We start from the raw sequence: 24,693 nt of genomic DNA on the forward strand, positions 1-24,693 counted from the left end.
ATCGTTTAGTCTCTCTCGCAACCTATGCAAACCCTCCCCCTACATTTCGACCTGTACGCCCTGGTCATTTTGCTGGGTATCGCGCAGGCCCTGTTTCTGGGAGTGTTTTTTCTGACCGGCCCCCGGCGGCAGTCGGTAGCCAACCTGTGTTTGGGGTTACTCATGCTGGCAACGGCCGCCATGCAGACCGAAATGTGGCTGGAGTACACCAATTACATGTTCCGAACGTTGCCGCTGGTCGATTCGGCCGAGCCGTTCAACTTCGTCATCGGGCCGCTTTTTTACTTCTTCGTGTTTGGGCGGCTCCACAGCCGACTACCCCGGCACTGGGGCTGGCACCTGATTCCGTTCGGAATCTGGCTCGTCAATGCCGTGACCTGGCTCTACCAACCCGAAACGTTCTTTTACAATTCCTACATCAGCGCCTGGCACCCCGAACTCGATTTTGCGCCGTCGAACCCCTACCAACCCGACGATTTTACGGGCCTGCGCGACTACATCAACGAGCTTACCCTGCTGAGCTGCCTCGTCTACTCAGCCCTGTCGGTTCGGGTTGTTTACCGGGCGTATCAAACCCGGTACGGTTTGATCGGGAGTCCCAACGCCGACCGTTCGCTCCGCACGCTTCGGAGTCTGGTGGTGCTGAACGGTCTATTTCCGCTATTGATTGTAATCACCAAAACCCGATTTCCCGAAGACCTGGGCGATCACATTCTGGCCAGTTACCTCACCCTGATCATTTACGTGACCAGTTTTCTGGTCATGCGCGGCTCCGACTTCTTCCGCGACAGTCAAGTTGTCATAGCTCCGGTTCCAGTATCCGAACCACCGGGGCCCGCTCCCGAGCCCTCGGTTGAAACCCGAAAAAAATACGAGAAATCAGCCCTCACCGACGAGCAGAAACAAGCCATTCTGGCCCGGCTTACGCACCTTACCCAAACGCAAAAGCCGTATCTGGACAATGACCTGTCGCTGTCGAAACTGGCCGAGCGGCTGGGTACATCGCCCCATTACGTTTCGCAGGTTCTCAACGATCAGCTGGGGCAAACCTTTTTCGACTGGCTGGCCACCCATCGGATCGCCGAGGCCCAACGGCTCCTCAACCACCCCGATACAAGCCACCTGAAAATCGACGAGATTGCTGAACGGGTTGGGTACAATGCGCCTTCGGCTTTTCACACGGCTTTTAAGCGGATTACGGGCCAAACTCCGGCTTCGTTCCGGTCGGCACGAACTTCGTCATGATCGGAACATAGGGCATCGGGGCGGGTAAGACGCCAATTTTGAGGCATCTAATCCGACAAACGTTTATGCAACCCGACGTACAAGCCCCGCCCCGCGAAACCCTCGCCCCCACCCGCCGATACGACCTCGACTGGCTCCGTATCATTGCCATCGTAATCCTGCTGTTTTATCATACCGGCATGATTTACGTGTCGTGGGGCTGGCACATCAAGAGCAGTGCCCATAGCGAGCCCATGGAAGAAGTAATGCGCTGGCTGCACCGCTGGCGTATGCCCCTACTCTTTTTTATCTCGGGCGCGGGCACCTTTTTCGCCCTGCAACGCCGGTCGTACGGAGCATACGCTGGCGAGCGCTTCCGCCGACTGTTTATCCCGCTTGTCTTCGGCATGTTTGTGATTGTGCCCCCGCAGATTTACATCGAGTGGTTGTTTCGGCAGCGATTCAGCGGGAGCTACACCGACTTTTACCCCCAGGTATTCGGGTTTCAGCCTTACGAAGATGGTGGAACAGGGGGCGCCTTCAGCTGGCATCATCTGTGGTTTATTGCGTACCTGTTTCTGTATTCGGTGGTGAGTATTCCGTTTTTCCGGTGGTTGAAAACCGAGGGTGGCCAACGCTTCACCGACTGGGTAGGGCGGCTCATTGCCCGGCCCGGCGGAGCCCTGTGGGGCGTTGTACCGCTGCTACTCAACGATCTGGCGCTGGGGGGCCTCTTCCCCGACGAAACGCACGCCCTGATTGACGACTGGGCTTATTTCATGAAAAATCTGCTCTTGTTCTGGGGCGGCTTTATCCTGATTAGCCGCCGGGCGTTCTGGCAAACGGTCGCCAATGACCGGCATATTTTCGGGGTAGCTACGCTCATCTGCACGGTTATTCTGTACACGGCACGGGCGTATGTAGGCGAGCAAACGCTCGAAGAGTCGGCCCTGTTGCGCACCTTGTTCAGCTTCAACTCGCTCGGGCTCACGTGGTTTTCGGTGCTGGCCACGGTGGCCTACGGGTATCGGTACCTGAACACCAACCACCCCGTGCTGCCCCACCTCACCGAGGCCGTTTATCCGTTTTATATTCTGCACCAAACCGTTATCGTTTTGATCGGTTATTGGGCGTTGCAAACTACTTTAGGCGTTTACGATGGCTTTCTGGTGATTAGCTTTGCATCGCTGCTGGTATCGGTGGGGTTATACTGGTTCCTGATCCGCCCCTTCCGAATCACGCGGCTTTTATTTGGCCTGAAATAACTCTCCTCCCCGATGACAATTGTTTATCTGGATGCCTACACCCTCAACCCCGGCGACCTCGACTGGGCACCGCTCCACGCATTGGGCAACGTGCAGCTCTACGACCGCACCGCCCCGGAGCAACTTCTCGAACGGGCGCACCAAGCCGATGTGATTCTGGTCAACAAAATCCGGATGAACCGCGAGCTGCTGAGTCAGTTACCCAATCTGCGCTACATTGGCGTGACAGCCACCGGCTACGATATTATTGACGTAGCGGCCGCCCGCGAGCTGGGTATTACCGTAACCAACGTACGCGGTTACAGCACCCATTCGGTGGCGCAACTCACCTTTGCACTGCTCTTCGAACTGACCTTGCACGTGGGTCGCCATAACGACAGCGTACATGCTGGCGACTGGGTGCGTTGTCCTGATTTCTCATACGCCAAAAGCCCGCTGATCGAACTGGCGGGCAAAACGCTGGGGCTTGTCGGGTACGGGGATATTGGCCGGAAAGTAGCCGATATTGGCCGCGCTATGGGTATGAACATCCTGGTTAACAAGCGCCACCCCAACGCGGGCGACGGCGTGCAGTACGTTGATATTCCGACCTTGTTTGCCCAGAGCGACGTGGTTTCGCTGCACTGCCCGGCTACACCGGAAAACAAAGGATTTGTGAATGCCGGGTTGCTGAAACAGATGAAGTCGTCGGCGTTTTTGATCAACACGAGTCGGGGTGCTCTTATCAACGAGGCCGACCTCGCCGAAGCCCTTAACACGAGTGTTTTGGCCGGGGCTGGTATCGACGTACTATCGGTGGAGCCCCCCTCAGCCGACAATCCATTACTCACGGCCCAAAACTGTATTATCACTCCGCATATTGCCTGGGCCAGTTTTGAAGCCCGCAGCCGGTTGCTTCAGCTCACTATCGAGAATATCAACGCCTTTACCGCCGGATCGCCCACCAACGTGGTGAACTGATAAAAACGAAAAACCCGCCTGTTGGGCGGGTTTTTCGTTGGTTCGGCCTGTAGGAACTTACGTACTCGCCAACCGAATCAGGTCTTCAATGTTATTGATAATCGTAGCCCGGTCGCCGGTCTCAATATCCTGACCTACCACCTGATAGCCTGTCAGCAAAATATGGCTTTCGGGGAAGGTGTCGATGAGTCGGTTCACAAACGGCTGCACGTCGCTGTTCGACGGTACCGAGGTAATTGCTGTAAACACATAATCGGGCTTGTGCACGTTGTAGGCGAACACCAGCTCGTTGAACGGCAGCGTTTGACCCAGGTAAATCACCTTGTTGTAGCGCGCCCGGATAATGTAGTTGGCAAACAACAGACTGATTTCGTGCAGCTCACCTTCGGGCAAGAACAGGAGATATTTTTTACCATCGGGACGCTGCTTGCTCACCTGCCCGTCGATGGCCACGATGATTTTCTGGCGAATGAGGTTCGTGATAAAATGCTCCTGTGCGGGGCCAATAGAGCCCGTCACCCAAAGTGTACCAATCCGGCTCAGGAACGGATAGATGATATGAATCATCGAGTTCTCAAAACCAAACTGTAGAATATTCGTACTAATGATTTTCTCAAACCGCTCCTCGTCGAGGTCAATCATCGAGATCGTTAGCGCGTGGATTTGGTCGGGGTAGTTCAATTGCCGATCCGAAATCTTGATCACTTCGCGGTACATTTCTTCCACCGACATTTTAGAAATGTCGGAGATCTTGTAACCATGATCCTTCAACAGCGAAATATTCAGGACAAGCTTCAGGTCCTGATCGTCGTACGTGCGGATATTGGTATCAGTCCGCTTGGGCGAAATGATATTATACCGCTGTTCCCAGATTCGAAGCGTGTGCGCTTTGATACCCGAGAGCTGTTCTAAATCTTTTATTGAGTAGTTGCTCATGGGCGTATCAATTACGACGTGAAGTCAGCTGAAAATTCAAAGAAAAAGCAAGTGAACGTATAGCTACAAACGTGAAATGTAAAATGTTGCACAATTTAGCCGCTATGAATGGAGTGTCCAAAACGTATATACCTAAAAATTTTTACCCATGCTTGCTTTTATGAATAAAACCTATAGACAAGCCGATTTGTTACCATCAGATCCAAAATAAGAGACTATGTCCCAGGAAGAACAGGAACTGAAACCCCAGTAACCAGGGAGCCAGCCGATTCTCCTTTCGGAACGGCAACGCAAACCAGACAGCAAACAGGCCAAAGGAAACCAACCACCAGGCTACGTAATTCTGCAACGGGATCGGCTGTCCAAACCAGGTCCAGAAATCGAGCTGAACCGCTACGGGTTCGATAAAGTAATCGAGCACAACCATCATGGAAGCCGCCAAGCCGGCCTTGAGCAGCCGGGGCATTCTGATCGGATTACAAACAGAGCCGCAACAGTACACCAGCATAAGCCAGTTGAGCCCGATTACGGGTGGCACAGCCCATAGGTGCGGCCCCAGGCCAGCTCCGTACGCGTACTCGCCAAACACCCGTCCGGTATGCACTCCTACCACTTCGATACCGTAGCCAACCGAGATGGCCAGCAAAGCGAAAAAGAGAAACGACCGACGCCAGTCGGTATGATACAACAAGAGTAATGCGAGAGAAACGACCAGATTCAAGGGAGAAAGTGGCTGAAAAAAAGGCACCAGGGCGGGCAATTGAAGCCCAATTACACCGGCAGCATAAGCCAGTGCCATGACAGTAACAATGCGTTGGTGCGTTTGATCGGTAACAGATACGGCGGTGAACATACCCACTAAACTGCCTGACGAAGGGGAAAGTTGGGATGAAATACAACAAAAAAGCCCCGTCTTGCGAGGGGCTTTCGGTAGGGTGAAAGACGGGGCTCGAACCCGCGACCTTCGGAACCACAATCCGACGCTCTAACCAACTGAGCTACAATCACCGTTTTGAGAGTGCAAAGATAAGGCGGCCAAATGGGTTTGTCAAGTAAAAGGGAACACGGATTTCAGAAATTGAGTGAACAAAACTAATTTTTCAGTGCATCTGCCTTTAAATCAGCTCTTGTCCATTCGAATGTTCCAACCCGTGTTCCCGTTTATTTATGGCTTTTCAGCGGCTTTGGTATTGGCAGCTGGTGCCAGCGAGTTAATCCAGGCCGCTATTTTCTGCGCATCGGCTTTGGGAACCTGCGGCATAGGCGGCATCTCGGTAGCATAATCAGGCCAGTTTTGCGGCTTCGGATTGTAAATGAGGTCTACAATCTGATCGTTGGTATAACCCCGCTTGGCCACAGCCCGGTACGCTGGTCCTACCTGCCGCTTCTCGGTGTTGTGGCAAGCCAGACAGGTGTGCCGCGCCAGCAATCCCTTCACCTCGTCGTAGGTAGGTGCGGCCGCAACAGCCGCCGTAGCACCTTTGATAGCGGGCTTGGCGGCTCCTGTTTTTACACCCGCTTTAGTGGCCGGTGCTGCTGCAGGTTTCTTAGCCGGTGCCGTGGCCGAGTTGCGCGTGCTCGCTTCTGTCAGGGCCATTTTGCTACCTTCCGGAATGTTGTTCAGCGTGTAGTACGCAATGGGGTGTACAAGCGAGTGCGAACCCTCCACCGCGCGCACACCGTCGATGGTGAGCTGATGGATGTAGTTCTGACGCAGGTTATCCACAATCAGACGCGCCTTGAGCCCGTCGGCCGACACTTTCACGCCTTTTAGCCCGTGGGTTTCCTTATTGATGGTGGGGCTACCATACACCGGCTGATACTTGTAAATAAAGCTCTCTACTTTGTACGAGGCCAGGTCCTCGGCCGAAGCCCGATCAACCGGTTTGGTAAACTCTACCTCAAACCCGTCGGGCATGGCCCGCACGGCGCGCATTTCAAACGGTACCCGGTTGTTCCAGACTAACCGCTGCAAGCCTTCGTTGGCAGTACCAGCCGAACCCCAGCCCCGGTTGGTTTCACCCACAAACAGGGAGCCATCGGGTGCCCAGGCCATGCGCAGTACGCCCGACTGGAAGCCGTTGCGGAAATCGAAAGCCGCGCCCTGAAATTCACCGTTCACTTTTTCCATGAACACGCGCGAGATTTTGCTCATGCCTTGATCGCCCACGAGCAGCTGGCCTTCAAACGGACCGAAATTACCTTTCGGGATTTCCAGAATCTCCGAGTTCGAAATCCCCAGAATACCGTGGGGCAACCATACCGCTGGCAGTTTTACCTGCGGTACGTTTTTCTTTACTTCGTACAGCAACGTGGGGGTTTCGTTGACCACGTTTTCGGGCTTAATATACCGACCAGCATCATTTTTGTTCTGGCGTGGGTCTACCCGGGCGTACAGTTGCTCGGTAGTCAATTGCAGCGGTGAACCAGGCATATTGGTCCATTTCAGACCGGCCGGGTGACCCGCAAAGGCTCCTTTGTTTACGTGGATAATACCGCCCGATCCGTGCCAGTCGCCCTGATTATCGGCATAAAACAGCTCACCGTCGATCATCCCCAGACCGCACGGAGAGCGCATTCCGGTTGCCCAGGGCTCCAGCCGACCGTCTTCTGAAATCTTCATGGTCCAGCCACGCCAGGGGACACGGCTTTCGCCCCGCCACCACTCTTCGTCGCCAAAGGCCACGTTGCCCGTCACGAAGAAGCTACCATCGGGCGCAATTTTAGGCCCAAAGCTGTATTCGTGGTAGTGACCCGACAACGGCCAGGCATAGACCGTCTCGAACAAATCGGCTTTCCCGTCTTTGTTCGTATCGACCATCTTGGTCAGTTCGCCCCGCTGCGCGCAGTAGAGAGCCCCGTTTTTGTAGGCCAGACCCAGAATCTCGTGCAGACCGGTGGCAAACTTGCGGAAATAAGGCTTCCGGCTCGTTGGGTTTTCAACGATCCAGACATCACCCCGGCGCGTAGCCACACCCAAATCACCGTTGGGCAATACGGTAAGGCCACCCACTTCGAGCAAGGTACCCTCGGGGGCCGATACCTTCACAATTTTGAAAAAGTCCTCTTCTTTGGGCGATTCCTGCGCCAATACCGGCACCGTTGCCGACGCCAGCAGACCAAGCCCCAAAAGATATGATTGAATACGATTCATGGCTGCTTAAAAAAGAATAGAGTACGTGAGTTTTGATTTAACCGGCACAATGAGTTCCTGCTTGCCGTTGCTGCTGCGCACTACCGGCACGGCACCTTCGGCATTGTCGATACGCACATAAACCTGCCCGTCGATCATGTACAGACCATTTTCGAGCGGACGAATGGCGTTACCCGTCACCAACCGGGCATACAGCGGAGTACCGGCATTTTGTACCGTCAGCTCCCGGCGCAGACCGTGGCTATTATCGAGCACGCGCAACTGATCCTGCACGGTAGCGCCAAACGAGGTGTAGCGGAACGTAGGCCGGTCCTGATCGTCGAGCATATAGCCTTTGGGCCGAAACCGGCTACCCGTCGTATCCGTTGGCCAGGCCGCCTGATCGGTAGCCAGCGGAGCCAGCATCAGGGCCGGGCGACCAAAGCGCTGCACCATCCCGGTTGGGCGCGACGAGCCATCGCCCCGGTCGTTCCACATTGGCGTGGTGTCGAGAAACGTGCCGCGCCATACCTGTACGACCGAGCCATTGTCAAGATCGTAGGTGTAGTGTACCTGCTCCGGCGAACCCACCGAAACGGCGTGCGTAACCCGGTAAGCACCCCGGTTGTTCTGGCCCATCAGGCCCGTAGCGGGTACGCCGGGCAGATCCATAAACGAGCGGAGGAGGGTGTTGGTCGGGGCTTCAACGATAATCGGGTCGGTCGATTCTTCATCGGCAATGGGGCTTGTAATCGAGTACTCCCGAATGCCCGGTCCCGATACAGCCAGACCAATGCTTGGCTTGGCCCAATCCACAAATTTGCTGTAAATCAGCTCAAACGGCATCTCACCTGCGGGCAGTTCTACCCGGCCGTTGCCGCGCCAGTCGGCCTTGGCAATCACGGGCTTGTTGTTGATGCGCAACACACCACCGCCCCCGGGCACGCCGAGGTTGAACCGATATTCGCCCGCTTCCTGCACCTTGAGCGTACCGGTGTAACGCACCAGAAACTCGTTGTTTAGTGTGGTCACAAACGGCGACAGATCACTCGTGGGCCCTTTGGCTTCGGGTGGCAGTTTACCGTAGGCTGGCTCCTGCTCAAACTTACCCTTGTACACCTCGTAGGTGAGGTTGGTCAGTTCGGGACGGGGGCGGCCATAGGTTGTAATCTGAATGTTTCGGAAAGCCACCGGACCGTGATCGCCCTGGATAAAGAGCGGACCGGTTGGTTTTTCGTTATTGGCAATGGGGCCACGGGTAGGGCCGCTCAGGTTCACGTTTTCGTGAATGAGCACGCCGTTGAGCTCCAGCCGGACAATTTTTGCGTTTTCGGTTTTCTTACCCGACGCGTCGAAGCGGGGGGCCTGAAACGAAATTTTCAGGTGTTGCCACAAACCCGGCGCACGGCTGGCGTTTTGCCGGGCGGGGTGGCCTTCGTAGCCCTTGCTGCCCTCGGGGCGGCTCTCGTCCCAGCGTTCGTAGATCGAGCCATTGTCGCCGGCTTTCGGCATCCGAACGCCCCAGCTATCGAGTAGCTGTACCTCGTAGCGGCCCTGCAGGTACACGCCCGAGTTCGACCCTTTGGCCATCATGTAGTCGAGCTCCAGATCGATGTCGCCAAACTCCTGCACCGTCTGAATGTTGTAGGGCTGGCCATTTTCGAACTTAGCCGGTGGCACATTGGCCAGCACACCCGTTCCGGGCTGCGTGTTGAGAGTGTTGGCCTGCGTCAGGCTGGCCGAAGCGTCGCCTACGATGCGCCAGTTGGCCGAGGTTTTCTGAAAGGCGCTTAGGTCGGTGAGTGGAATGGATACGGAGCGGGAGGCTGGCGGCTGGGCCATTACCGATCCGCTCAGGGCTAGTAGCCCGGCGTTGAACAACAACCGGGGCAGAGAGAACAAAGGGTTCATGCCGTAAACAAAAAGGGAATTTGGGAGCTTAAAGATAGCTCATTTTGGCCATATAGGTCAGATTACAGCCAGATGCACCCGATTGCATGGGTAAAAACCGCCTTTCTCCGTTATTTTTGAGTAGTTATATAAGTGAATTAATTGCTCCATGAAAAAGACAACCTCGTTTCTGTTCCTAAATCTGGCCGTGGCCAGCATCGCCTTCGGGCAGCTCCAACCGAATAAGCAAACCCCCGAGTCGTCGGAGATCTGGGAACCCGTTCCCCCAATCGTAACGCCGGGCACAAGCTCGCCTAACGCGTCGGGCCTGACCGCCCCCTCGGATGCCATTGTGCTTTTCGACGGTAAAAACTTCGACAATTGGGTGTCGACCAAAGACAAATCGGCCCCTAAGTGGACCCTGGCTGAAGGAGCCATGATCGTTGCCAAAGGCACGGGCGACGTTCAGACCAAGCAGGAGTTTGGCGACTACCAACTGCACATTGAGTTTCGGACGCCCGCCGTTGTTGAAGGCAAAGGACAAGGCCGGGGCAACAGTGGTATCTTCATGCAGGACCGCTACGAGTTGCAGGTACTCGACAACTACGAGAACCCAACCTACGTAAACGGTCAGGTAGGCTCTATCTACAAGCAGGCGATTCCGATGGCCAACCCAAGCCGTAAGCCCGGCGAGTGGCAAACCTACGACATCATTTACCAGGCCCCCCGGTTCAGCAAATCAGGGCTGATGTCGGAGCCCGGCTACATTACCGTACTGCTCAATGGCGTATTGGTGCAGAACCACACGGCTATTCGCGGAGGCACGCCCTACATCGGTTTCCCCGACGTGAAAGCCCACGGCAAAGGCCCCATCCGCCTGCAAGACCACGGTAACCCAACCGCTTTCCGCAACATCTGGATCCGGGAGCTGTAACCTGGATTGGGGTATAAGACAAGTTTCTTTTTTGACAAGATTACAGGATAAACAGGATTTTTTTAGGCCTAAGAATCCACTGTTTATCCTGTAATCCTCCGGGCCGCCGGGCGGTCAGGAAAACTTTTTTGGCAACTCTGCCGTAGTAAACTTGTCCTACATCCCACAGATTGAATGACGGTGCACCGTCATTCAATCATTGAACCGATACTGCCTTACCTCATGAAGAAGCCGTTTTTTTTCACGCTGTTCTGTATTGGTTGTGCCTTTCTGACAGCCATGACCTCCCTCGACCGGCCGGCCTACCAGTTATACAGCCAACAGGGTAAGGCTATTTCGTACAGCAAACTGCTCAAACAGGCGGCCGAGGCCGACGTGGTCCTGTTTGGCGAGCTACACAACAACCCCATTTGCCACTGGCTCGAACTCCAGCTCACCAAAGACCTGTACGCACTCAAAAAAGAACAGCTCGTGCTGGGTGGTGAAATGTTTGAAACCGATATCCAAACCGCTCTCTCCGACTACGCTCAGGGCCGCACCACCGACAAAGAGTTTGCCAAACAGGCCCGATTGTGGCCCAACTACCCCACCGATTACCGGCCCCTCGTCGATTTTGCCCGCGCCAACAAAATCCCGTTTGTAGCCACGAATGTCCCCCGCCGGTACGCCAGTCTGGTAGCGCGACAGGGTCTTGCGGCACTCGACACCATCACGGCCGCCAACAAACAACTACTGGCCCCGCTGCCGCTGACCGTCGACCTGACGCTGCCGGGCTACAAGGCTATGCTCGACATGATGGGCGGTTCGGGCCACGGCACACCGACTACCGGCACCAACCCACACGGGGCCGCAGCTCCGTCTGACGCAGCGGCCAATTTTGCCCGGGCACAGGCGATCAAAGATGCTACGATGGCCCATTTTATCAACCAAAGCTGGCAGCAGGGCAAAACCGTACTGCATTACAACGGCGACTACCACTCCAAGAATTTTGAGGGAATCAGCTGGTATCTGCGTCAGCAACGGCCCAACCTGCGCATTTTCACGATTTCGTCGGTTGAGTTAAGCCCCATCGACAAACTCCCCTCCGACAAAGCGGGCCTGGCAAATGTTATTCTGGTCATTCCGGCCGATATGACCAAGACATACTGAACGGACAGAACACCCGACCGGCTTACGTGCAAATCAGCAGTAACTCACCGGTTTACTATACCTACCATCTACCTACCAACGAACCTTCATACGGGTAATAAGGTTATCGTTGGAAGCACGTGTACTACACTAAAACACCTAATTGTGTAGCTTTAAATAGCCTCACCGACACCGAATTGGATTATCTATTGCTTTACTTATCGTATAGACTAAATTATGGAGAGGTAATCCAAAAGCTGTATCTTTGGCAACATCTTACCGTAACATTATGACATTATTGAAAAATACGGTTGTTGTCGTGGATGACGACTCGGATGACCAATTCCTCATCCGTAATGTTTTCCAGCAGACCAATTCAGCCATTAAAGTCGTTACTCTGTCAGATGGAGATGAGGTGTTGCCGTACCTGAACGCGCAGGATGGCTTACCCGAGCTGATGCTGCTCGACCTCAACATGGCCCGGCTCAACGGCCTTCAAACCCTGAGTCAGTTGCGGCAGGAAAAGCGATTCGACGCGCTCCCGATTATTATTTATACCACCTCATCCAACGCACAGGAGCGGGCTAAGGCGCTTGCTTCAGGCGCATCGGACTTTATCACCAAGCCCGGCGATTACACCGATCTCATCAAACTGGCGCAACACCTCGAAACCACCTGGCTATCCGATTAATCGGGTGCCTGTTGTCAGGAAATAGCGTTTCAACCCACACAAACGCAGAGAGGGCACCCGTTTGGGCGCCCTCTCTGCGTTTGTAGCAGAAGGAATTAGAAGCCTAAGCCAACCGCCATAGCCTGTACCGGTGCCGGGAACGAAACAACCGGCGTAGCGGCCCCTGTCATGAGGTTGATCCGGTACACGCCCGAAACCACACCTGCCCGCAACAGAGCATAGGCGGTGTTGCTCGTACCACCGATATCGAACCCGTTAGCCCCTTCAATGTTCCAGCCCAGTGGCCCTACGTTGACCTGCACACCGGCATTGGGGGGATCCTGCCGAACAAGCATATCTGATCCCGAATCCAGGTTGTACATTACTGTAGTAGTTGCCCCAGCGAAGTTATTCGTATAGGCCGTTGCGGTAGCATTTGGCATGCCTGGGCTCAAATTACCATCTACAGCCACCAAGGCTCCGTTGTCAGGATTGAGCCGCAGATTTTGACCCGTACTCGTTACCACCCGAATCCGGTCGACGGTCGGGTTGAAGTCAAAGCCTACATCCACACTCGTCAGCATCGGGCTGATAGGCGAGCCCAGAGCCGTAGCCGCACCGTTTGAGGTGTTGATAGTGTACAACTGACTGCGGTTGCTGATAGCATACAGCTGCCCATTGGCCGGCCGGAAGTCGATGCCCACGAGCATTTCGCCCGATTGCAGACCGGTCAGCATTTTCACGATGGGCGTACCGGGGTTAAGCGGGTTAAAAATCATCAGTCGGTTCAAACCATCCACGGCATACGCCACCGGGGCCGTTGGGATAGCCAACCCGATAATACTCATGTTGGGCAGATTACCCACTTTAGTCGCCTGACCGGTGCTGAGGTTGATTTCATACAACTCAGAACCAGAACCCGTACGGCCAAGCGCTGCAATAGCCTCACCAGCCGGGCTGATGTCGAAACCACTCAACCCAATAATATCAACACCCAGTGGTCCAATTTCAACCTGGGTACCATTGTTTGGCGGATCTTGCCGGTACAGCTTATCATTTACCGGATCAATCGTAAACAGCGTAGTGGTAGTAGCCCCGGCAAAGTTGTTCGTGTAGGCAACACCCGAGATAGCCGCTCCGGGAGCGCCGTTGATAACGCCATCCACTGCCTGTACGGCACCCGTTTCGGGGTTTAGTCGCAGATCCTGCCCTTTGTTGGTCACCAGGCGAATCCGGTCAACGGTTGGGTTGAAATCAAGCCCGACCCCGTCGCCATCAATAGCGGGTGTCATCGGGGCAGTACCAATAGCCCGTGCGGCACCCGTCATCGGGTTTATGGTGTACATGCGGCTCATACTCGACACGGCGTAGAGTTGGCCGGTCGCCGGACGGAAGTCGATAGATACCAGACGGTCGCCGGGCATCAGACCGGTTACGCTGATGGTTGCCATCGGGGTTGAGGGCGCACCGCTCGACAGTTGGAGCAGCTGATTGCCATCGGTCAGGGCGTAAAACATCAGATCGCCCGACAAGCGAGCCTGATCAAACCCGGTCGAACTGGGCTTCATTTGCTCCTGAGGTGCGTTGCAGGAGAACACTGTCAGCATACTGGCGGCCAGCAGGGGTAGTGCCCATACACGCCGTTGTAATAGAGAAGCAGGCATATCGTATTCGTGGTTTGAGGTGATGATTAATTGCAGATTAAACACCATTAATACGCAGCCGCTGTCTACTTAGATTTTTGAGCAGGTCTTTTTTTTGTTAAACCGACCGTAGACAAAAAAAGCCAACCCGATTCACCGAACCGAATTGGCCTCTTTACGTCTCTTCTTCAGACGCTTTCGCTTACCGGCTTGCCATCAGTTTAGACCGGGGCGTAAACCGTTCAACTTTGTGTTTGATCGGCTTGAGCGAAGCCAGATACGTGTAGATAGCACCCAGATCCTGCTCCGACATACCAGCGTACATGGTCCAGGGCATGAGCGAGTTAAACTCATCCTCGCCTACTTGGATGTTTTCCGCCCCGGCATGGTCGTGCGCCTTGAACCGGGCCACAAAAGCCTCTTTCGTCAGGGCTTTGATACCCGTCTCGTCGGGGGTTAGATTCATAGACCGCACCGTACCCGTAGGCATCGGAAACTCACGGCCACCCGCCATCTCCATCCCCGGCAAGGGTTGCGCCTTATCGTCGACGGGTGTGTGGCAGTCGCCACAGCTCGCCATTGTGGTCAGGTACTTGCCATAAGCCAGCTCATCGGTGGGTTGCGGTCGTTGGCCACCCTCCGCTTTAGCCGGAATGGTGTGCATAATGAAGTTCATCGGAAAATCAGGATCCGGAGCAGGCACCTGATTTTCGATAGGCGCGAGCGTGCGGACATAAGCGATGATGTCGCGAATATCCTGCGGGTCCATTTTGGCGTAGTTTTGGTACGGCATCACCGGAAACAGGGCCCGGCCGTCGCGGCTCACACCCGTAGTCACCGCCCGAAAAATTTCGCCATCCGTCCACTCTTTCAGGCGGGCCGGGGTGATGTTGGGCGCGTAAAAATCGCCGGGGAAACCCATAGTACGCAAAAAGCCCTCGCCCCCTTTACCGTTGGTGCCGGCTACCATGGGTCCGGCAAGTTTGGTCCAGTCGCGGGTAGAGTGGCAATCCATACAAAGAGCTACGTGATGCGCCAGATATTTGCCGTGGGCAATCTGCGCTGAGTCGGCCCGGATGGTGATTTCAGGTGGAGGGCCAACATTGGGGAGAGCCAGCTTCACATACGCCAAACCGGCTCCTACGAAGAGTACCAGCACACCCAGTACAATCGCGATGATACGTCCTGCTTTTTTCATGTTGTAACGTGGTTAAAGGAAAAGTTCAGCAACGTTACACATTCCAAAGCACCCAATTGGTATGGCTCCTGCCAGAGTTTAGTTTTCGGTCGACAAAAGAACCAGCCTTGTAAAAAGCTGGCTTTCAAGCACCTAATTTTAATGTACCGATAAAGATTTCAGTACTGGACATTAGGTGTTAGATACTAGACGTTAGACCTCCCTACAGAATAGTAGTAAGTCTAACGTCTAGTGTCTGAAGTCCGAATGTCCAGCACTGAGAATACAGTCACGATTAAGCAGCCACCGTTAGTTCAGACCCACCGTTGACACCAAACATGGGTTCGATGACGGCCTGTATCCGGTCGCGCAGAAAACCCTCCTGCAGGTACGTCGGTAACTTGGCAACCAGTTGGCGGAACCCATCGAGCCCCAGCGCCTTGGCAATGTAAGCCTCATGAATGGCGTTGACGTGCGACACAATGTTGACCAGACTCTGGTGAAACAGCCGTACATCAATCTCCGAATCAACAAACCGCTCAATCTCCCGGTTATTCGACGAAATCCGCAGGCGGCTCAGCATATCGAAATACGTGGTGTAGCCAATCTGTCGGGCCAGCGTTTTGTACTGTTCCACCCCAAACTTCTGCAACACCTCACCCGTGCGCGGGCTTCGCAAGGCTGTTTTGGGGTTATTCTGAATCGCATTGCGCAGCGCTTTGATCCGCCCATCGCGCGTAGTTTTCAAAAACTGACCCAACTCGGCCTGTGCGGCCCCAGCCCGCGAGGGTAAGCCCAAGTCAGGCTTAAATTTGGCCATGGGCAGGCGACGGATGCTGTAGTTATTGAGTGGCCCGAGTGCATAGTACCCAACCGAGGCCGGGTAATAGCCGCGCACCACCATGTTGCCAATCCGCTTCCGAATCAGCTCTTCGTTACTCACTTGAATCCCCTGCACGGCCAGAAACGCCCGGGCACTAAACAGAATGCTGTAGTACGCCTGCGGGAAAGTCCAGTGCAGCGAGCTTTGCAGATACTCCTCCGCCCCTGCCGACCCAGCACTCACTACGGGCGTGATACGCAGGGCGTACTCGGCACTCCAACTGTTGAGCAACAGCTTTTCGAGCGACTTGCGCCCTTCTTCCGACACGCCCCCCTTAAAATCGATAAAAATCGGGAAACGGGCCAAGTCGTCCAGGTCGTTCTGATGCTGAATATGGTAGTCCATGGCAAAGAAGTGATTCAGGAACACCTGCGCCGGAATAGATTGGGTAGCAATTCGCTTACGCCAGTTTTCATCGAGCGGCAAACCCTCCTGACGGCCCGCTGCCGAAGCGTCGGAGATGGGCAAAGCCCCCCCTGTCTGCGTGGTCAAAAATACTGTTTGCTTGTTCATTGTATCTGTTGTCGCGTTGTTCTTCTGCATTATACTCTACTAACAATATAGCCTTCTTTGACGTTCCATTTCAGCACCGCAAAACACACTTACAAGATACTGACAAACAAGTACTTATGAAGTATTTTCAGACACCAAAACACCCTCGGCTATACGTCTTTAAATTAGGCATTTTAGGCCACTTTTCAAACTATTTACCCGACAGATTCCGTTGTCATTTTGATGGCGACACAACATACTTTACGCGTGTTTACGGGCTGTTTCTGGCTACTTTGGACGAGCGTTGTCAACGGGCAAAATCAGCCCCGGCCCCTCGCTACGTTCGACGGAACGGTGGTGAGTGCTCACACGCGCCAACCCATTGCGGGTGCCAGCATTGAAGCGATTGTACTGCCCGAACGTACCGTGTTTTCGAACGGAAGCACCCGGCCCGACGGAACCTTTAGGCTCACGCTCGACCCGGCACGTACATACTCGATTGTGACCCGCGCCAACGGGTATAAGGATCTGGAAGAGAAACTGGCGTTTTCGGACCAACGCGCCGACCGCATTTATGGCAAAGAAATCCGGCTGGAACCGGGTTCGGCGTCCCGACCAACCGCGTCGATGCCCACTGTATTGCCTACCCTGACGTTTGCTCCGCGCCGGGCCGATCTGCTGCCTGAGGCCGCTCGGGCGCTTCGGTTACTGGCCACGCAGCTAAAGGCCAATCCGGGCGTTCGAATCGAAGTAGCCGGGCATACCGATACCGTCGGCGACATTGCCCTAAATCGCATCCTCGCTCTCGACCGGGCCGAGGCTGTCCGGGCATTTCTGATTGGGTCGGGTATCGACCCTGAACGCATGGTGGTGAAAGCGTATGGCGGTACACGCCCGCTGCCGGGGCCACTCTCACCCCAGAACCGCGCCCGTAATAAACGGGTCGAACTCACGGTTCTTCCCAACCCATAAGGCTTACTTTTTTTTCCGGGCCAGCCAGAGCCCGGCCAGCACTAAGGCTGTACCCACCAGTGTAAACAGGGTAATGGGCTCGCCCGTGAGTACGGCCGAGTACGCAAAACCGAAAATAGGGCACAGAAACAACCACAGCGAGGCCCGTACGGCATCTTGCCGCACCAGGTAAAACCAAAGTTGCAGGGCCACAACCGACACGGGCAACACCAGCCAGAATACCGATGCCCAGAAGGTCCGATCGAAACGGTCGGGTTGAAAATCGGCCACCAGCAGCGTTACAGGCAATAATAAGAGTCCGCCAATGAGCACCTGCCAGCCATTGATCACAATTGGGGGCAACCGCCAGTCGAACCGGGCGTAGTACACCGTAGCGGCCGACACAGAGACCATACCCGTCATCAGAATAAGCAACCCGCGCACAGTGGCGTGGGCGTCTTCAAGAAGCGGATACGTAGCCACCGTTACACCAAGCAGTCCCAGCGCAATACCGGCCCCCTCGTACCAGCGTAGCGGTCGGCGCAACCACACCGCCGACATGAGCGTGATAAACAGAGGATTGGTAGCCACGCCCAGACTCCCGATACCAGCCGACACTTCGCGCATGGCCAGCACGTACAGCCCCAGATAAACGGTGGTGTTCAGAAACGCGAAAATCGTCAGACGCTGCCACTCTACCCGGTTGGGTAGTGGATTCCGGCGCCCAATTCCGTACGCAAACAGGAGCATACCGCCCCCGGCAATCATAAACCGAATGGTAGCCAGCCAGAACGGATGCGCCGACTGAACCCCGAACTTGGTAGCCACCGACGCCGACGCCCAAAACGCGGCAAACAACAGGCCGGGAATAGCCCCACTGCCTATCATTCCGCCCGATGCAGTCTGCGAATGGCTATTCGGGTCTGATGCATGACCCGAAACGGAAGATTCTGTCTGATGTGAGTTGCTCATATCATCAGAACCCAATGCGGCCCCGGCCGCCGTGGGCTTTCCGAATCGGCGACGCGCCCCCTTTCGACGTGGCCCACTCCTTCATCTCGGCCAGTTCTTTTTCAAACCCACCCGACAGAATCGGGAACCGCATCCAGGTGCGCGGGTCCAGACTGTAATCGTCGAGATGGAACGAGGGTGCGTACCGCTCCCGCTTCCATTGGTTGCGGCTCCAGAGTTTAAAGAACCGCTCCGTCCAGAGCAGCAGCTTGTCGAACCCGTAGGTCTCGGCATAAATCGGCTGGAGGGCTTTCAGAATATCGAGCGGGGTTTGCTTATCCCGAATAGCCAGCTGTTCAATCGTGTTGAGCACCTCATACGGCATCAGATCGTCTTCGTCGGTCTGTTTTTTGTCGAGCGGACGCAGTTCGGCAGTTGGCTGCAGGTTGTTCACCCGGTGCAGGCCCGGCAGTTTGATAGCCGACGGCCCGTCGCCCCGGTCGGGCGATGGCGTGGAGGCAATGTTCAACCCCACGTTTTCGAGCCAGCGCAGCCAACCGCGCAGAAAATGCTTATCAATACCCGTAATGGGCGAAATGCTCCCCGCCGTGTCGCCGTCCATCGTCGCGTAGCCCACGGCCGCTTCAGATCGGTTCGAAGTACTCAGCAGCAAGGCGTTATTGATGTTAGCCAGCATCCAGATCGACGGAGCCCGCACCCGCGCCTGAATATTTTGCAGGGCCAGATCGTCGGTTTCCCACGAGAGCTGACGGCCCAACTGCGCTTCGATCAACCCCCGGTACGTTTCAACCAGTCCGTTGATATTGATAGTTAAAAACTTGGCGCCAAGGCTCTCGGCCAGCTCTTTGGCCGAATTAAACGTATCGTCCGACGAGTTTTCGGTGCCCTGATACATCACAGTCAGCAACTTCCCGACCATCTCCTCGGCTGTTTGGCAATCCTGAAGCGCTTTGATATAACCCAGCTTTTGCTTCACGCCGTCGAGGCCAATGTTCTCGACCGCCATCCGAATCATCAGGTACACGGTAGCCGCAATCGCTGACGAATCGGCCCCGCCCGACAGACTGAGCACATACCCCTGCGACCGGCTTTTGCGCAGGTAATCAAACAGCCCCAGGGCTACGGCACGGGCAAACTCCTCCTCGCGGATGTATCCGCCCCGCTCCCACGACTCCAGCTCGGCCACGTAGGGTTTCACGGGCGTTACATCGGGCCAGTCGAACCGCTCGGCTACCCGAAGATTAGGGTACGCCAACGCCAGATTTCCCCGGTTCTGCACCTGATTCAGACGCGTCAGATCGACGTCGATAACGGCGGGAACAATCAGATAATCTTCGTAGCTCAGCCGCGGCCCCGATACCAGCAACGACCCGTTCGAGGCCACCATAGCATCGCCATCGTAAATGGCCCGGCCAGCTTCGTTGCCCAGCAGATTGGTGTAGATATAACTCACCCCAAACGACCGCGAGGCATCAACCACAAGCCGCTCGCGGGTGACGGATTTGTTGAACGAAAAATGGCTGGCCGATGGGTTCAGAACCACATCGACACCCCGCTCGTACAACGACCGGCCGGGCCGGTTGGCAATCCAGGCATCTTCGCAGATCTCAAACCCGATCCGCACCGGCCCAACCGGCCCGCCCGACAGCTCGAATACCAGATCGCCAAACGGGTAGCTGAACTCCCCATGCGACGGACCGCCGTGCGACGGACCGCTGATCTTAATCTCGTCGCGCACAAAAGCCGACCACGGCTGAAACCAGCGTGGCTCGTAGTGAATCCCGTTTTGGGGCAGATACTGCTTCACCGCAAAGCCCAAAATCCGCTTGTTGGCAATGAGGCAGGCCGTGTTGTAGGTGCGGTTGTTATGCCGTAGCGGCAACCCCACCGACACCACGATGTCGGCCGTGTGCTCCACAATCTCCAGCAACGACGCAATCGACTGATCGATGGTGTTCTGGGCAAAAAACATATCGTCGCAGTTGTACCCCGAAATACAGAGTTCGGGCAAAACCAGCAGGCTTACCTCCTGCTGCCGGGCCGCTTCGATGGCCGATAGTATATGTTGACGGTTGGAATCCCAGGCAAGGGGCGTCTGATTCAGTACGCCAGCGGCAACTTTCAGGAGTTTCATTGATTCGGGAGCAAGTGCGCAACAAGCCGGACCGATCGGTTTGCCCGGCCAGTTGGCTGTCTATATCTGAGTAACAAAGATGGGGCAAAAATAGATTTTGCGAAACGAGCGGGCGGCTACCTGACCAATTCGACCACGCTTCGGATACAACGACCGGGGCCCGGTTCCTGTTCGGCCTCAGTTACCCAAACGGTACCCATGCCCAGCGCCCGGGCCGCAGCCACGTCACGATCGGCATCATCGCCTACAAACAGAATCCGCCGGGGCTCCACGGCCAGTTGGTCGAGGGCTACCCGAAACAAGCGGGGCGAGGGTTTGATGCAGGCATGATCGGACGAAAACACGAGTACCTCAAACAAGTGATGAATACCCACCTCCCGAAACACCCGCCGGAACAAATCGGCTCCGGCCCACAGGTTGCTCACCAGCCCCAGCCGGTGCGTCTGACTGAGTGCATCTAAAGTAGCCACATGCCCGTCGGGTATGTGCCCCAGCTCATGGAGAGCAAACACCTGCGCCAACCGGTCGGCGTCGGCGGCCGATGCCTGCTGTTCTGTCAGTAACTGCCTAATATACACAGAGGCCGCCGGGAAGTTGGTGTAACAGCCAGGATGGTTGTAATCAGCTCGCATCCGCTCGTACACCGCCTGAATAAGCGACTGCACAAATTCATCTGAGTATAAATGCCCACCCAGCTGTGCGTAGGTGTACGCGTAATCTTCGTCGGCCGAAAACCGGTTCCCGCCAAACATCAGCGTGTCCATCAGATCGAACAGAATAACCTCGTACTCGCCCAACAAGCCGTTAGATACCATCATATCAAATTAAATGACCACATTTTAGATAATCGAGTAAGCAAAATGAACCCGTTTGGTAGAGTAACAGATTAAATAACCGATGTTTCTATTTTTTTTATTGCCAACAAACAAAAAACCACTAAAATTGGTCTGATAATTGTGAGGGGCTTGGCTCAGCCTCTTCTGCTCAACGTACCCTAAACATTTACCTGATTGTATCATGCAGAAGTTAAGCTTAAATCAATCGCTTCAGCAAAAACTGTCTCCACAACAGATTCAGTTTATCAAGCTGTTGCAGATTCCTACAGCTGAGCTCGACACGCGCATTGAAGAAGAGCTGGAAATCAATCCGGCCCTGGAAGAGGGCATGGATGACTATGATGAGCCGAATAATGACGACGATCCGTATGGCGACGAATACGGCGACGACGCGCGTACGCACGACGATGATCTCGACATTGACGGGTATCTGAGCAGCGACGACTACAATGGCTACAAGATGCAGGGCGACGGCAACTACGCCGAAGAAGAGCGGGAGTCGCCATTGGCCAGTATGTCGAGCCTGATGGATTCGCTCATGCAACAGTTTGGCTATCTGCGCCTTTCCAACGAGCAACGCACGATTGGGCTTCAGTTATTGGGCAGTATCGAGAGCGACGGCTATATCCGGCGTTCCATGCAGGCTATTGTCAATGACCTGGCCTTTACACAGGGGGTGTTTACGGATGTCGACGAGCTCGAAGAGGTGCTTGCGCTGATTCAGACCTTCGATCCGCCCGGTATTGCCGCCCGTACGCTCCAGGAATGCCTGATTCTGCAACTGCAACGGAAAGACCAATCAGACCCTTGTGTCGGGCTGGCGATTCGGATCATCGACGAGTTTTTCGAAGAGTTCTCAAAGAAACACTACGAAAAGATTCAGCGTCGGCTCAACATCTCCGACGAATCACTCAAGAAAGTAATCACCATTATCACCAAGCTGAACCCCAAACCCGGTTCGGTAGAAGGTGGAGAAGGGACAGCCCAGTATCTGATTCCTGATTTTATTCTGACTAACAACGGCGGTAAACTCGAACTCACCTTAAATTCAAAGAATGCCCCAGAACTACGAATAAGCCGGTCTTTTGCCGAGATGCTCGACACCTACGATAAGAGCACCAAAACCAATAAGGCCCTGAAAGAAACGGTTACGTTTGTGAAACAACGGCTCGATGCCGCCAAATGGTTTATCGACGCCATCAAGCAGCGGCAGCAAACCCTGCTAAAGACCATGAACGCCATCGTGAAGTTTCAGTACGATTTTTTCCTGACCGGCGACGAGTCGAAGCTCCGGCCCATGATCCTGAAAGACATTGCCACGATGATCGACATGGATGTGTCGACGGTATCGCGGGTGGCCAATAGTAAGTCGGTGCAAACCGAGTTTGGGATCTATCCGCTCAAATACTTCTTCTCTGAAGGTATCTCGACTGATTCGGGCGAGGATGTCAGCAGCCGTGAAGTGAAAAACATTCTGAAAGAGCTGATCGACAACGAGCCGAAGCTGAACCCACTCTCCGACGATAAACTCGAAAAGATGCTCAACGACAGGGGCTACAACATTGCCCGCCGAACAGTAGCCAAATACCGCGAGCAACTGAATATCCCGGTAGCCCGTTTACGCAAGCAATTATAACGAAGGGGTGCAACAAACCCCTTTCGGACGTAACTTTGCCCCTGAAATACAACCTGACCGCCAACGTGGTCACTTTATCTCTGTGAACGACAAACTGGCCCGAACGCTTTCGGCATTGTTTCACCCATTGCTAATGCCGACAATCCTGTTCGGCATTCTCTTTTTTCAGACACCCGGTGTGCTGGGTCTCGACTCCTTTTCGACGACCCTGCGCGGGAGCCTGCTCATGCTCATTGCGGTGGGTACGTTTGGCGTCCCGACCATCGTGATCCTGTTTTTGCTCCGGGGTGGGTATATCCCCAGTCTGCACCTCGACAACCGGCTCGACCGGCGGCTCCCCTACCTGCTCACCGCCCTGGTGTACGCGGGGGTCACGTTTATGTTTGCGTTTCAGATGCAGCTCATCTCCGATACCGCGCCGGAAATTGCCGTCATTCTGAGTAGCATTACGCTGTCTATGTTGCTGGTTGGCATCATTTCGCTATACTGGAAAATCAGCGCCCACGGGGTTGGTATTGGTGGGGTACTGGGTACGCTCATGGCCGTAACAGTCAAATTCGGCGAAACCGACCTCATTCTATTTCTGGCCCTGCTTACAGGCCTCGCCGGGTTGATTTTGAGTGCCCGGCTCCACCTCAATGCCCACACACCTGCCCAGGTCGGTGCGGGCTTTATGTTGGGCCTTTTGGTTAGCGCCCTGACGGTCCTGTTCCTTTTCTGAGGTACCCTCTCCGAAAACAAGCGGGCTTTGGCTCGCTTTTTTTATTGCGCCAAAAATCGTATGCTTGCATACTATTCTTTCAGCCTTACAGCCATGTACGAATCCATTCTATACGAAGTCTCCGACGGAATCTGCCGCATTACGCTCAACCGGCCTCAGGTTTATAACGCCCTCAGCAGCGGCCTTATCCGGGAAATAACCGAAGCCATTGGGCAGGTAGCCGCCGACCCCGCTATTCGCGTTGTGGTGCTGACCGGCGCGGGCGACAAAGCGTTCTGTTCCGGTGCCGACCTGAAAGATGGCATGGCTGGGGCATCAGAGGGCGGGCTTTCGCTGGGCAAATCGCTACGGGAAGGGTACAATCCCATGATTTTGGCCATTCGGAATCTCCCAAAACCTGTAATTGCCCGCGTCAACGGCGTAGCGGCTGGGGCAGGTTGCTCGCTGGCGCTGGCCTGCGACGCCATTGTCACCGCCAACGAAGCGTATTTCAGCCAGATTTTTATCAACATCGGCCTCATGCCCGATGCGGGCGCTACCTTTTTCCTGCCCCGTCTGGTTGGCTCGCTCAAGGCATTTGAGCTTTGCAGCACAGGCCGACGCGTGTATGGCCCCGAAGCCCTGTCGCTGGGTTTGGTTAGTCAATCGGTTCCGGCCGAGCAGTTAGATGCCGCTGTAGCCGAACTGGCGGGTGCATATGCCTCCGCCCCCACCAAAGCCATTGGATTGATGAAAAAAGTCCTCAACCAATCGCTCTACAGCACCCTGGAAGCCATGCTCGAACAAGAGGCTGACAATCAGGAAATACTGGGCCACTCCGCCGATGCTATGGAGGGTATTGGTTCTTTTCTAATGAAACGGAAGCCAAATTTTAAGGGGAAGTAAGATTTTTTTTAAGGTTGCTGATTGGGATTTTTAAAACTTCTTTCTACTTTTGCAGTCCCAACACGGGGCAATGCATTCGTAGCTCAATTGGATAGAGCACCTGACTACGGATCAGGAGGTTTGGGGTTCGAATCCCTACGAGTGCACGAAAGCCGCTTCAATCGAAGCGGCTTTTTTGTTTGGGCTGTTTCGTAGCTCCATTGGATAAAGCCCCTGAGTCGGG

Annotated in this window: 20 protein-coding genes and 2 tRNA genes; 11 read left to right on the forward strand and 11 right to left on the reverse strand. The window is 54.9% G+C overall.

What is annotated here, in order from left to right:
* The first annotated feature begins 24 nt into the window (after nucleotides 1-24).
* From RUDLU_RS0109565 to RUDLU_RS0109575, 3 genes are all read left to right on the forward strand, one after another.
* Nucleotides 25-1,245 carry a helix-turn-helix domain-containing protein gene (locus tag RUDLU_RS0109565; RefSeq protein WP_019988156.1) on the forward strand — a complete coding sequence of 407 codons (1,221 nt, stop codon included), beginning with the start codon at nucleotides 25-27 and terminating at the stop codon, nucleotides 1,243-1,245.
* A 65-nt stretch (nucleotides 1,246-1,310) separates the two neighbouring features.
* Nucleotides 1,311-2,489 carry an acyltransferase family protein gene (locus tag RUDLU_RS0109570; RefSeq protein WP_019988157.1) on the forward strand — a complete coding sequence of 393 codons (1,179 nt, stop codon included), beginning with the start codon at nucleotides 1,311-1,313 and terminating at the stop codon, nucleotides 2,487-2,489.
* A 12-nt stretch (nucleotides 2,490-2,501) separates the two neighbouring features.
* Nucleotides 2,502-3,449 (forward strand): D-2-hydroxyacid dehydrogenase, encoded by a 948-nt coding sequence (locus tag RUDLU_RS0109575; protein WP_019988158.1) that lies wholly within the window; start codon nucleotides 2,502-2,504, stop codon nucleotides 3,447-3,449.
* A gap of 57 nt (nucleotides 3,450-3,506) precedes the next feature.
* Here RUDLU_RS0109575 and RUDLU_RS0109580 read toward each other — a convergent pair whose 3' ends face one another.
* The 5 genes from RUDLU_RS0109580 to RUDLU_RS0109600 all read right to left on the reverse strand — a co-directional run bounded on the left by RUDLU_RS0109580 (nucleotide 3,507) and on the right by RUDLU_RS0109600 (nucleotide 9,429).
* Nucleotides 3,507-4,385 (reverse strand): MerR family transcriptional regulator, encoded by an 879-nt coding sequence (locus RUDLU_RS0109580; RefSeq protein WP_019988159.1) that lies wholly within the window; start codon nucleotides 4,383-4,385, stop codon nucleotides 3,507-3,509.
* A 196-nt stretch (nucleotides 4,386-4,581) separates the two neighbouring features.
* Nucleotides 4,582-5,184 (reverse strand): carotenoid biosynthesis protein, encoded by a 603-nt coding sequence (locus RUDLU_RS0109585; RefSeq protein ID WP_019988160.1) that lies wholly within the window; start codon nucleotides 5,182-5,184, stop codon nucleotides 4,582-4,584.
* 134 nt (nucleotides 5,185-5,318) lie between these two features.
* Nucleotides 5,319-5,394 (reverse strand) — tRNA-His (locus RUDLU_RS0109590).
* A 156-nt stretch (nucleotides 5,395-5,550) separates the two neighbouring features.
* Nucleotides 5,551-7,539, reverse strand: coding sequence for a c-type cytochrome (locus RUDLU_RS0109595; protein ID WP_019988161.1), 1,989 nt, complete (start codon nucleotides 7,537-7,539; stop codon nucleotides 5,551-5,553).
* Between the two features lie 6 nt (nucleotides 7,540-7,545).
* On the reverse strand, nucleotides 7,546-9,429 hold the full coding sequence (locus RUDLU_RS0109600; protein ID WP_019988162.1) for a 3-keto-alpha-glucoside-1,2-lyase-like domain-containing protein: 1,884 nt from the start codon (nucleotides 9,427-9,429) through the stop codon (nucleotides 7,546-7,548).
* 148 nt (nucleotides 9,430-9,577) lie between these two features.
* Between RUDLU_RS0109600 and RUDLU_RS0109605 the strand changes: the two genes are divergently transcribed.
* The 3 genes from RUDLU_RS0109605 to RUDLU_RS0109615 all read left to right on the forward strand — a co-directional run bounded on the left by RUDLU_RS0109605 (nucleotide 9,578) and on the right by RUDLU_RS0109615 (nucleotide 12,161).
* Entirely contained in the window at nucleotides 9,578-10,342 is a 765-nt protein-coding gene (locus RUDLU_RS0109605; protein ID WP_019988163.1) for a 3-keto-disaccharide hydrolase, read from the forward strand.
* A gap of 222 nt (nucleotides 10,343-10,564) precedes the next feature.
* Nucleotides 10,565-11,491 (forward strand): ChaN family lipoprotein, encoded by a 927-nt coding sequence (locus RUDLU_RS0109610; RefSeq protein WP_425414114.1) that lies wholly within the window; start codon nucleotides 10,565-10,567, stop codon nucleotides 11,489-11,491.
* A 268-nt stretch (nucleotides 11,492-11,759) separates the two neighbouring features.
* On the forward strand, nucleotides 11,760-12,161 hold the full coding sequence (locus tag RUDLU_RS0109615) for a response regulator (protein ID WP_019988165.1): 402 nt from the start codon (nucleotides 11,760-11,762) through the stop codon (nucleotides 12,159-12,161).
* A 95-nt stretch (nucleotides 12,162-12,256) separates the two neighbouring features.
* Here the strand turns inward: RUDLU_RS0109615 and RUDLU_RS0109620 are convergent, their stop codons facing one another.
* From RUDLU_RS0109620 to RUDLU_RS0109630, 3 genes are all read right to left on the reverse strand, one after another.
* Nucleotides 12,257-13,804, reverse strand: a complete 1,548-nt coding sequence (locus RUDLU_RS0109620; protein ID WP_245581649.1) for a DUF4394 domain-containing protein — start codon at nucleotides 13,802-13,804, stop codon at nucleotides 12,257-12,259.
* A 181-nt stretch (nucleotides 13,805-13,985) separates the two neighbouring features.
* Nucleotides 13,986-14,981 carry a c-type cytochrome gene (locus tag RUDLU_RS0109625; RefSeq protein WP_019988167.1) on the reverse strand — a complete coding sequence of 332 codons (996 nt, stop codon included), beginning with the start codon at nucleotides 14,979-14,981 and terminating at the stop codon, nucleotides 13,986-13,988.
* Nucleotides 14,982-15,255: 274 nt separating this feature from the next.
* The gene (locus RUDLU_RS0109630) at nucleotides 15,256-16,356 is read right to left on the reverse strand and encodes a hypothetical protein (protein ID WP_245581650.1); all 1,101 of its coding nucleotides are present in this window, start codon (nucleotides 16,354-16,356) and stop codon (nucleotides 15,256-15,258) included.
* 222 nt (nucleotides 16,357-16,578) lie between these two features.
* On the opposite strand from RUDLU_RS0109630, the gene RUDLU_RS0109635 reads away from it, so the two are divergent.
* Nucleotides 16,579-17,307 carry an OmpA family protein gene (locus RUDLU_RS0109635; protein ID WP_019988169.1) on the forward strand — a complete coding sequence of 243 codons (729 nt, stop codon included), beginning with the start codon at nucleotides 16,579-16,581 and terminating at the stop codon, nucleotides 17,305-17,307.
* A gap of 3 nt (nucleotides 17,308-17,310) precedes the next feature.
* Here RUDLU_RS0109635 and RUDLU_RS0109640 read toward each other — a convergent pair whose 3' ends face one another.
* From RUDLU_RS0109640 to RUDLU_RS0109650, 3 genes are all read right to left on the reverse strand, one after another.
* Complete coding sequence (locus RUDLU_RS0109640) at nucleotides 17,311-18,174, reverse strand: DMT family transporter (RefSeq protein ID WP_019988170.1); 864 nt, start codon at nucleotides 18,172-18,174, stop codon at nucleotides 17,311-17,313.
* An 88-nt stretch (nucleotides 18,175-18,262) separates the two neighbouring features.
* A complete protein-coding gene (gene nadE / locus RUDLU_RS0109645; RefSeq protein WP_019988171.1) occupies nucleotides 18,263-20,392 on the reverse strand; it encodes an NAD(+) synthase in 2,130 nt (709 codons plus the stop codon).
* A 116-nt stretch (nucleotides 20,393-20,508) separates the two neighbouring features.
* Nucleotides 20,509-21,210, reverse strand: a complete 702-nt coding sequence (locus RUDLU_RS0109650; protein ID WP_019988172.1) for an HAD family hydrolase — start codon at nucleotides 21,208-21,210, stop codon at nucleotides 20,509-20,511.
* Nucleotides 21,211-21,409: 199 nt separating this feature from the next.
* On the opposite strand from RUDLU_RS0109650, the gene rpoN reads away from it, so the two are divergent.
* The 4 genes from rpoN to RUDLU_RS0109670 all read left to right on the forward strand — a co-directional run bounded on the left by rpoN (nucleotide 21,410) and on the right by RUDLU_RS0109670 (nucleotide 24,616).
* The gene (gene rpoN / locus RUDLU_RS0109655) at nucleotides 21,410-22,864 is read left to right on the forward strand and encodes an RNA polymerase factor sigma-54 (protein WP_019988173.1); all 1,455 of its coding nucleotides are present in this window, start codon (nucleotides 21,410-21,412) and stop codon (nucleotides 22,862-22,864) included.
* Nucleotides 22,865-22,997: 133 nt separating this feature from the next.
* On the forward strand, nucleotides 22,998-23,585 hold the full coding sequence (locus RUDLU_RS0109660; RefSeq protein ID WP_027302918.1) for a hypothetical protein: 588 nt from the start codon (nucleotides 22,998-23,000) through the stop codon (nucleotides 23,583-23,585).
* A gap of 93 nt (nucleotides 23,586-23,678) precedes the next feature.
* On the forward strand, nucleotides 23,679-24,470 hold the full coding sequence (locus RUDLU_RS0109665; protein WP_019988175.1) for an enoyl-CoA hydratase/isomerase family protein: 792 nt from the start codon (nucleotides 23,679-23,681) through the stop codon (nucleotides 24,468-24,470).
* Nucleotides 24,471-24,542: 72 nt separating this feature from the next.
* A tRNA-Arg gene (locus RUDLU_RS0109670) sits at nucleotides 24,543-24,616 on the forward strand.
* The last annotated feature ends 77 nt before the right edge of the window (nucleotides 24,617-24,693 follow it).

The sequence above is a fragment of the Rudanella lutea DSM 19387 genome (assembly GCF_000383955.1).
Lineage (GTDB): Bacteria > Bacteroidota > Bacteroidia > Cytophagales > Spirosomataceae > Rudanella > Rudanella lutea.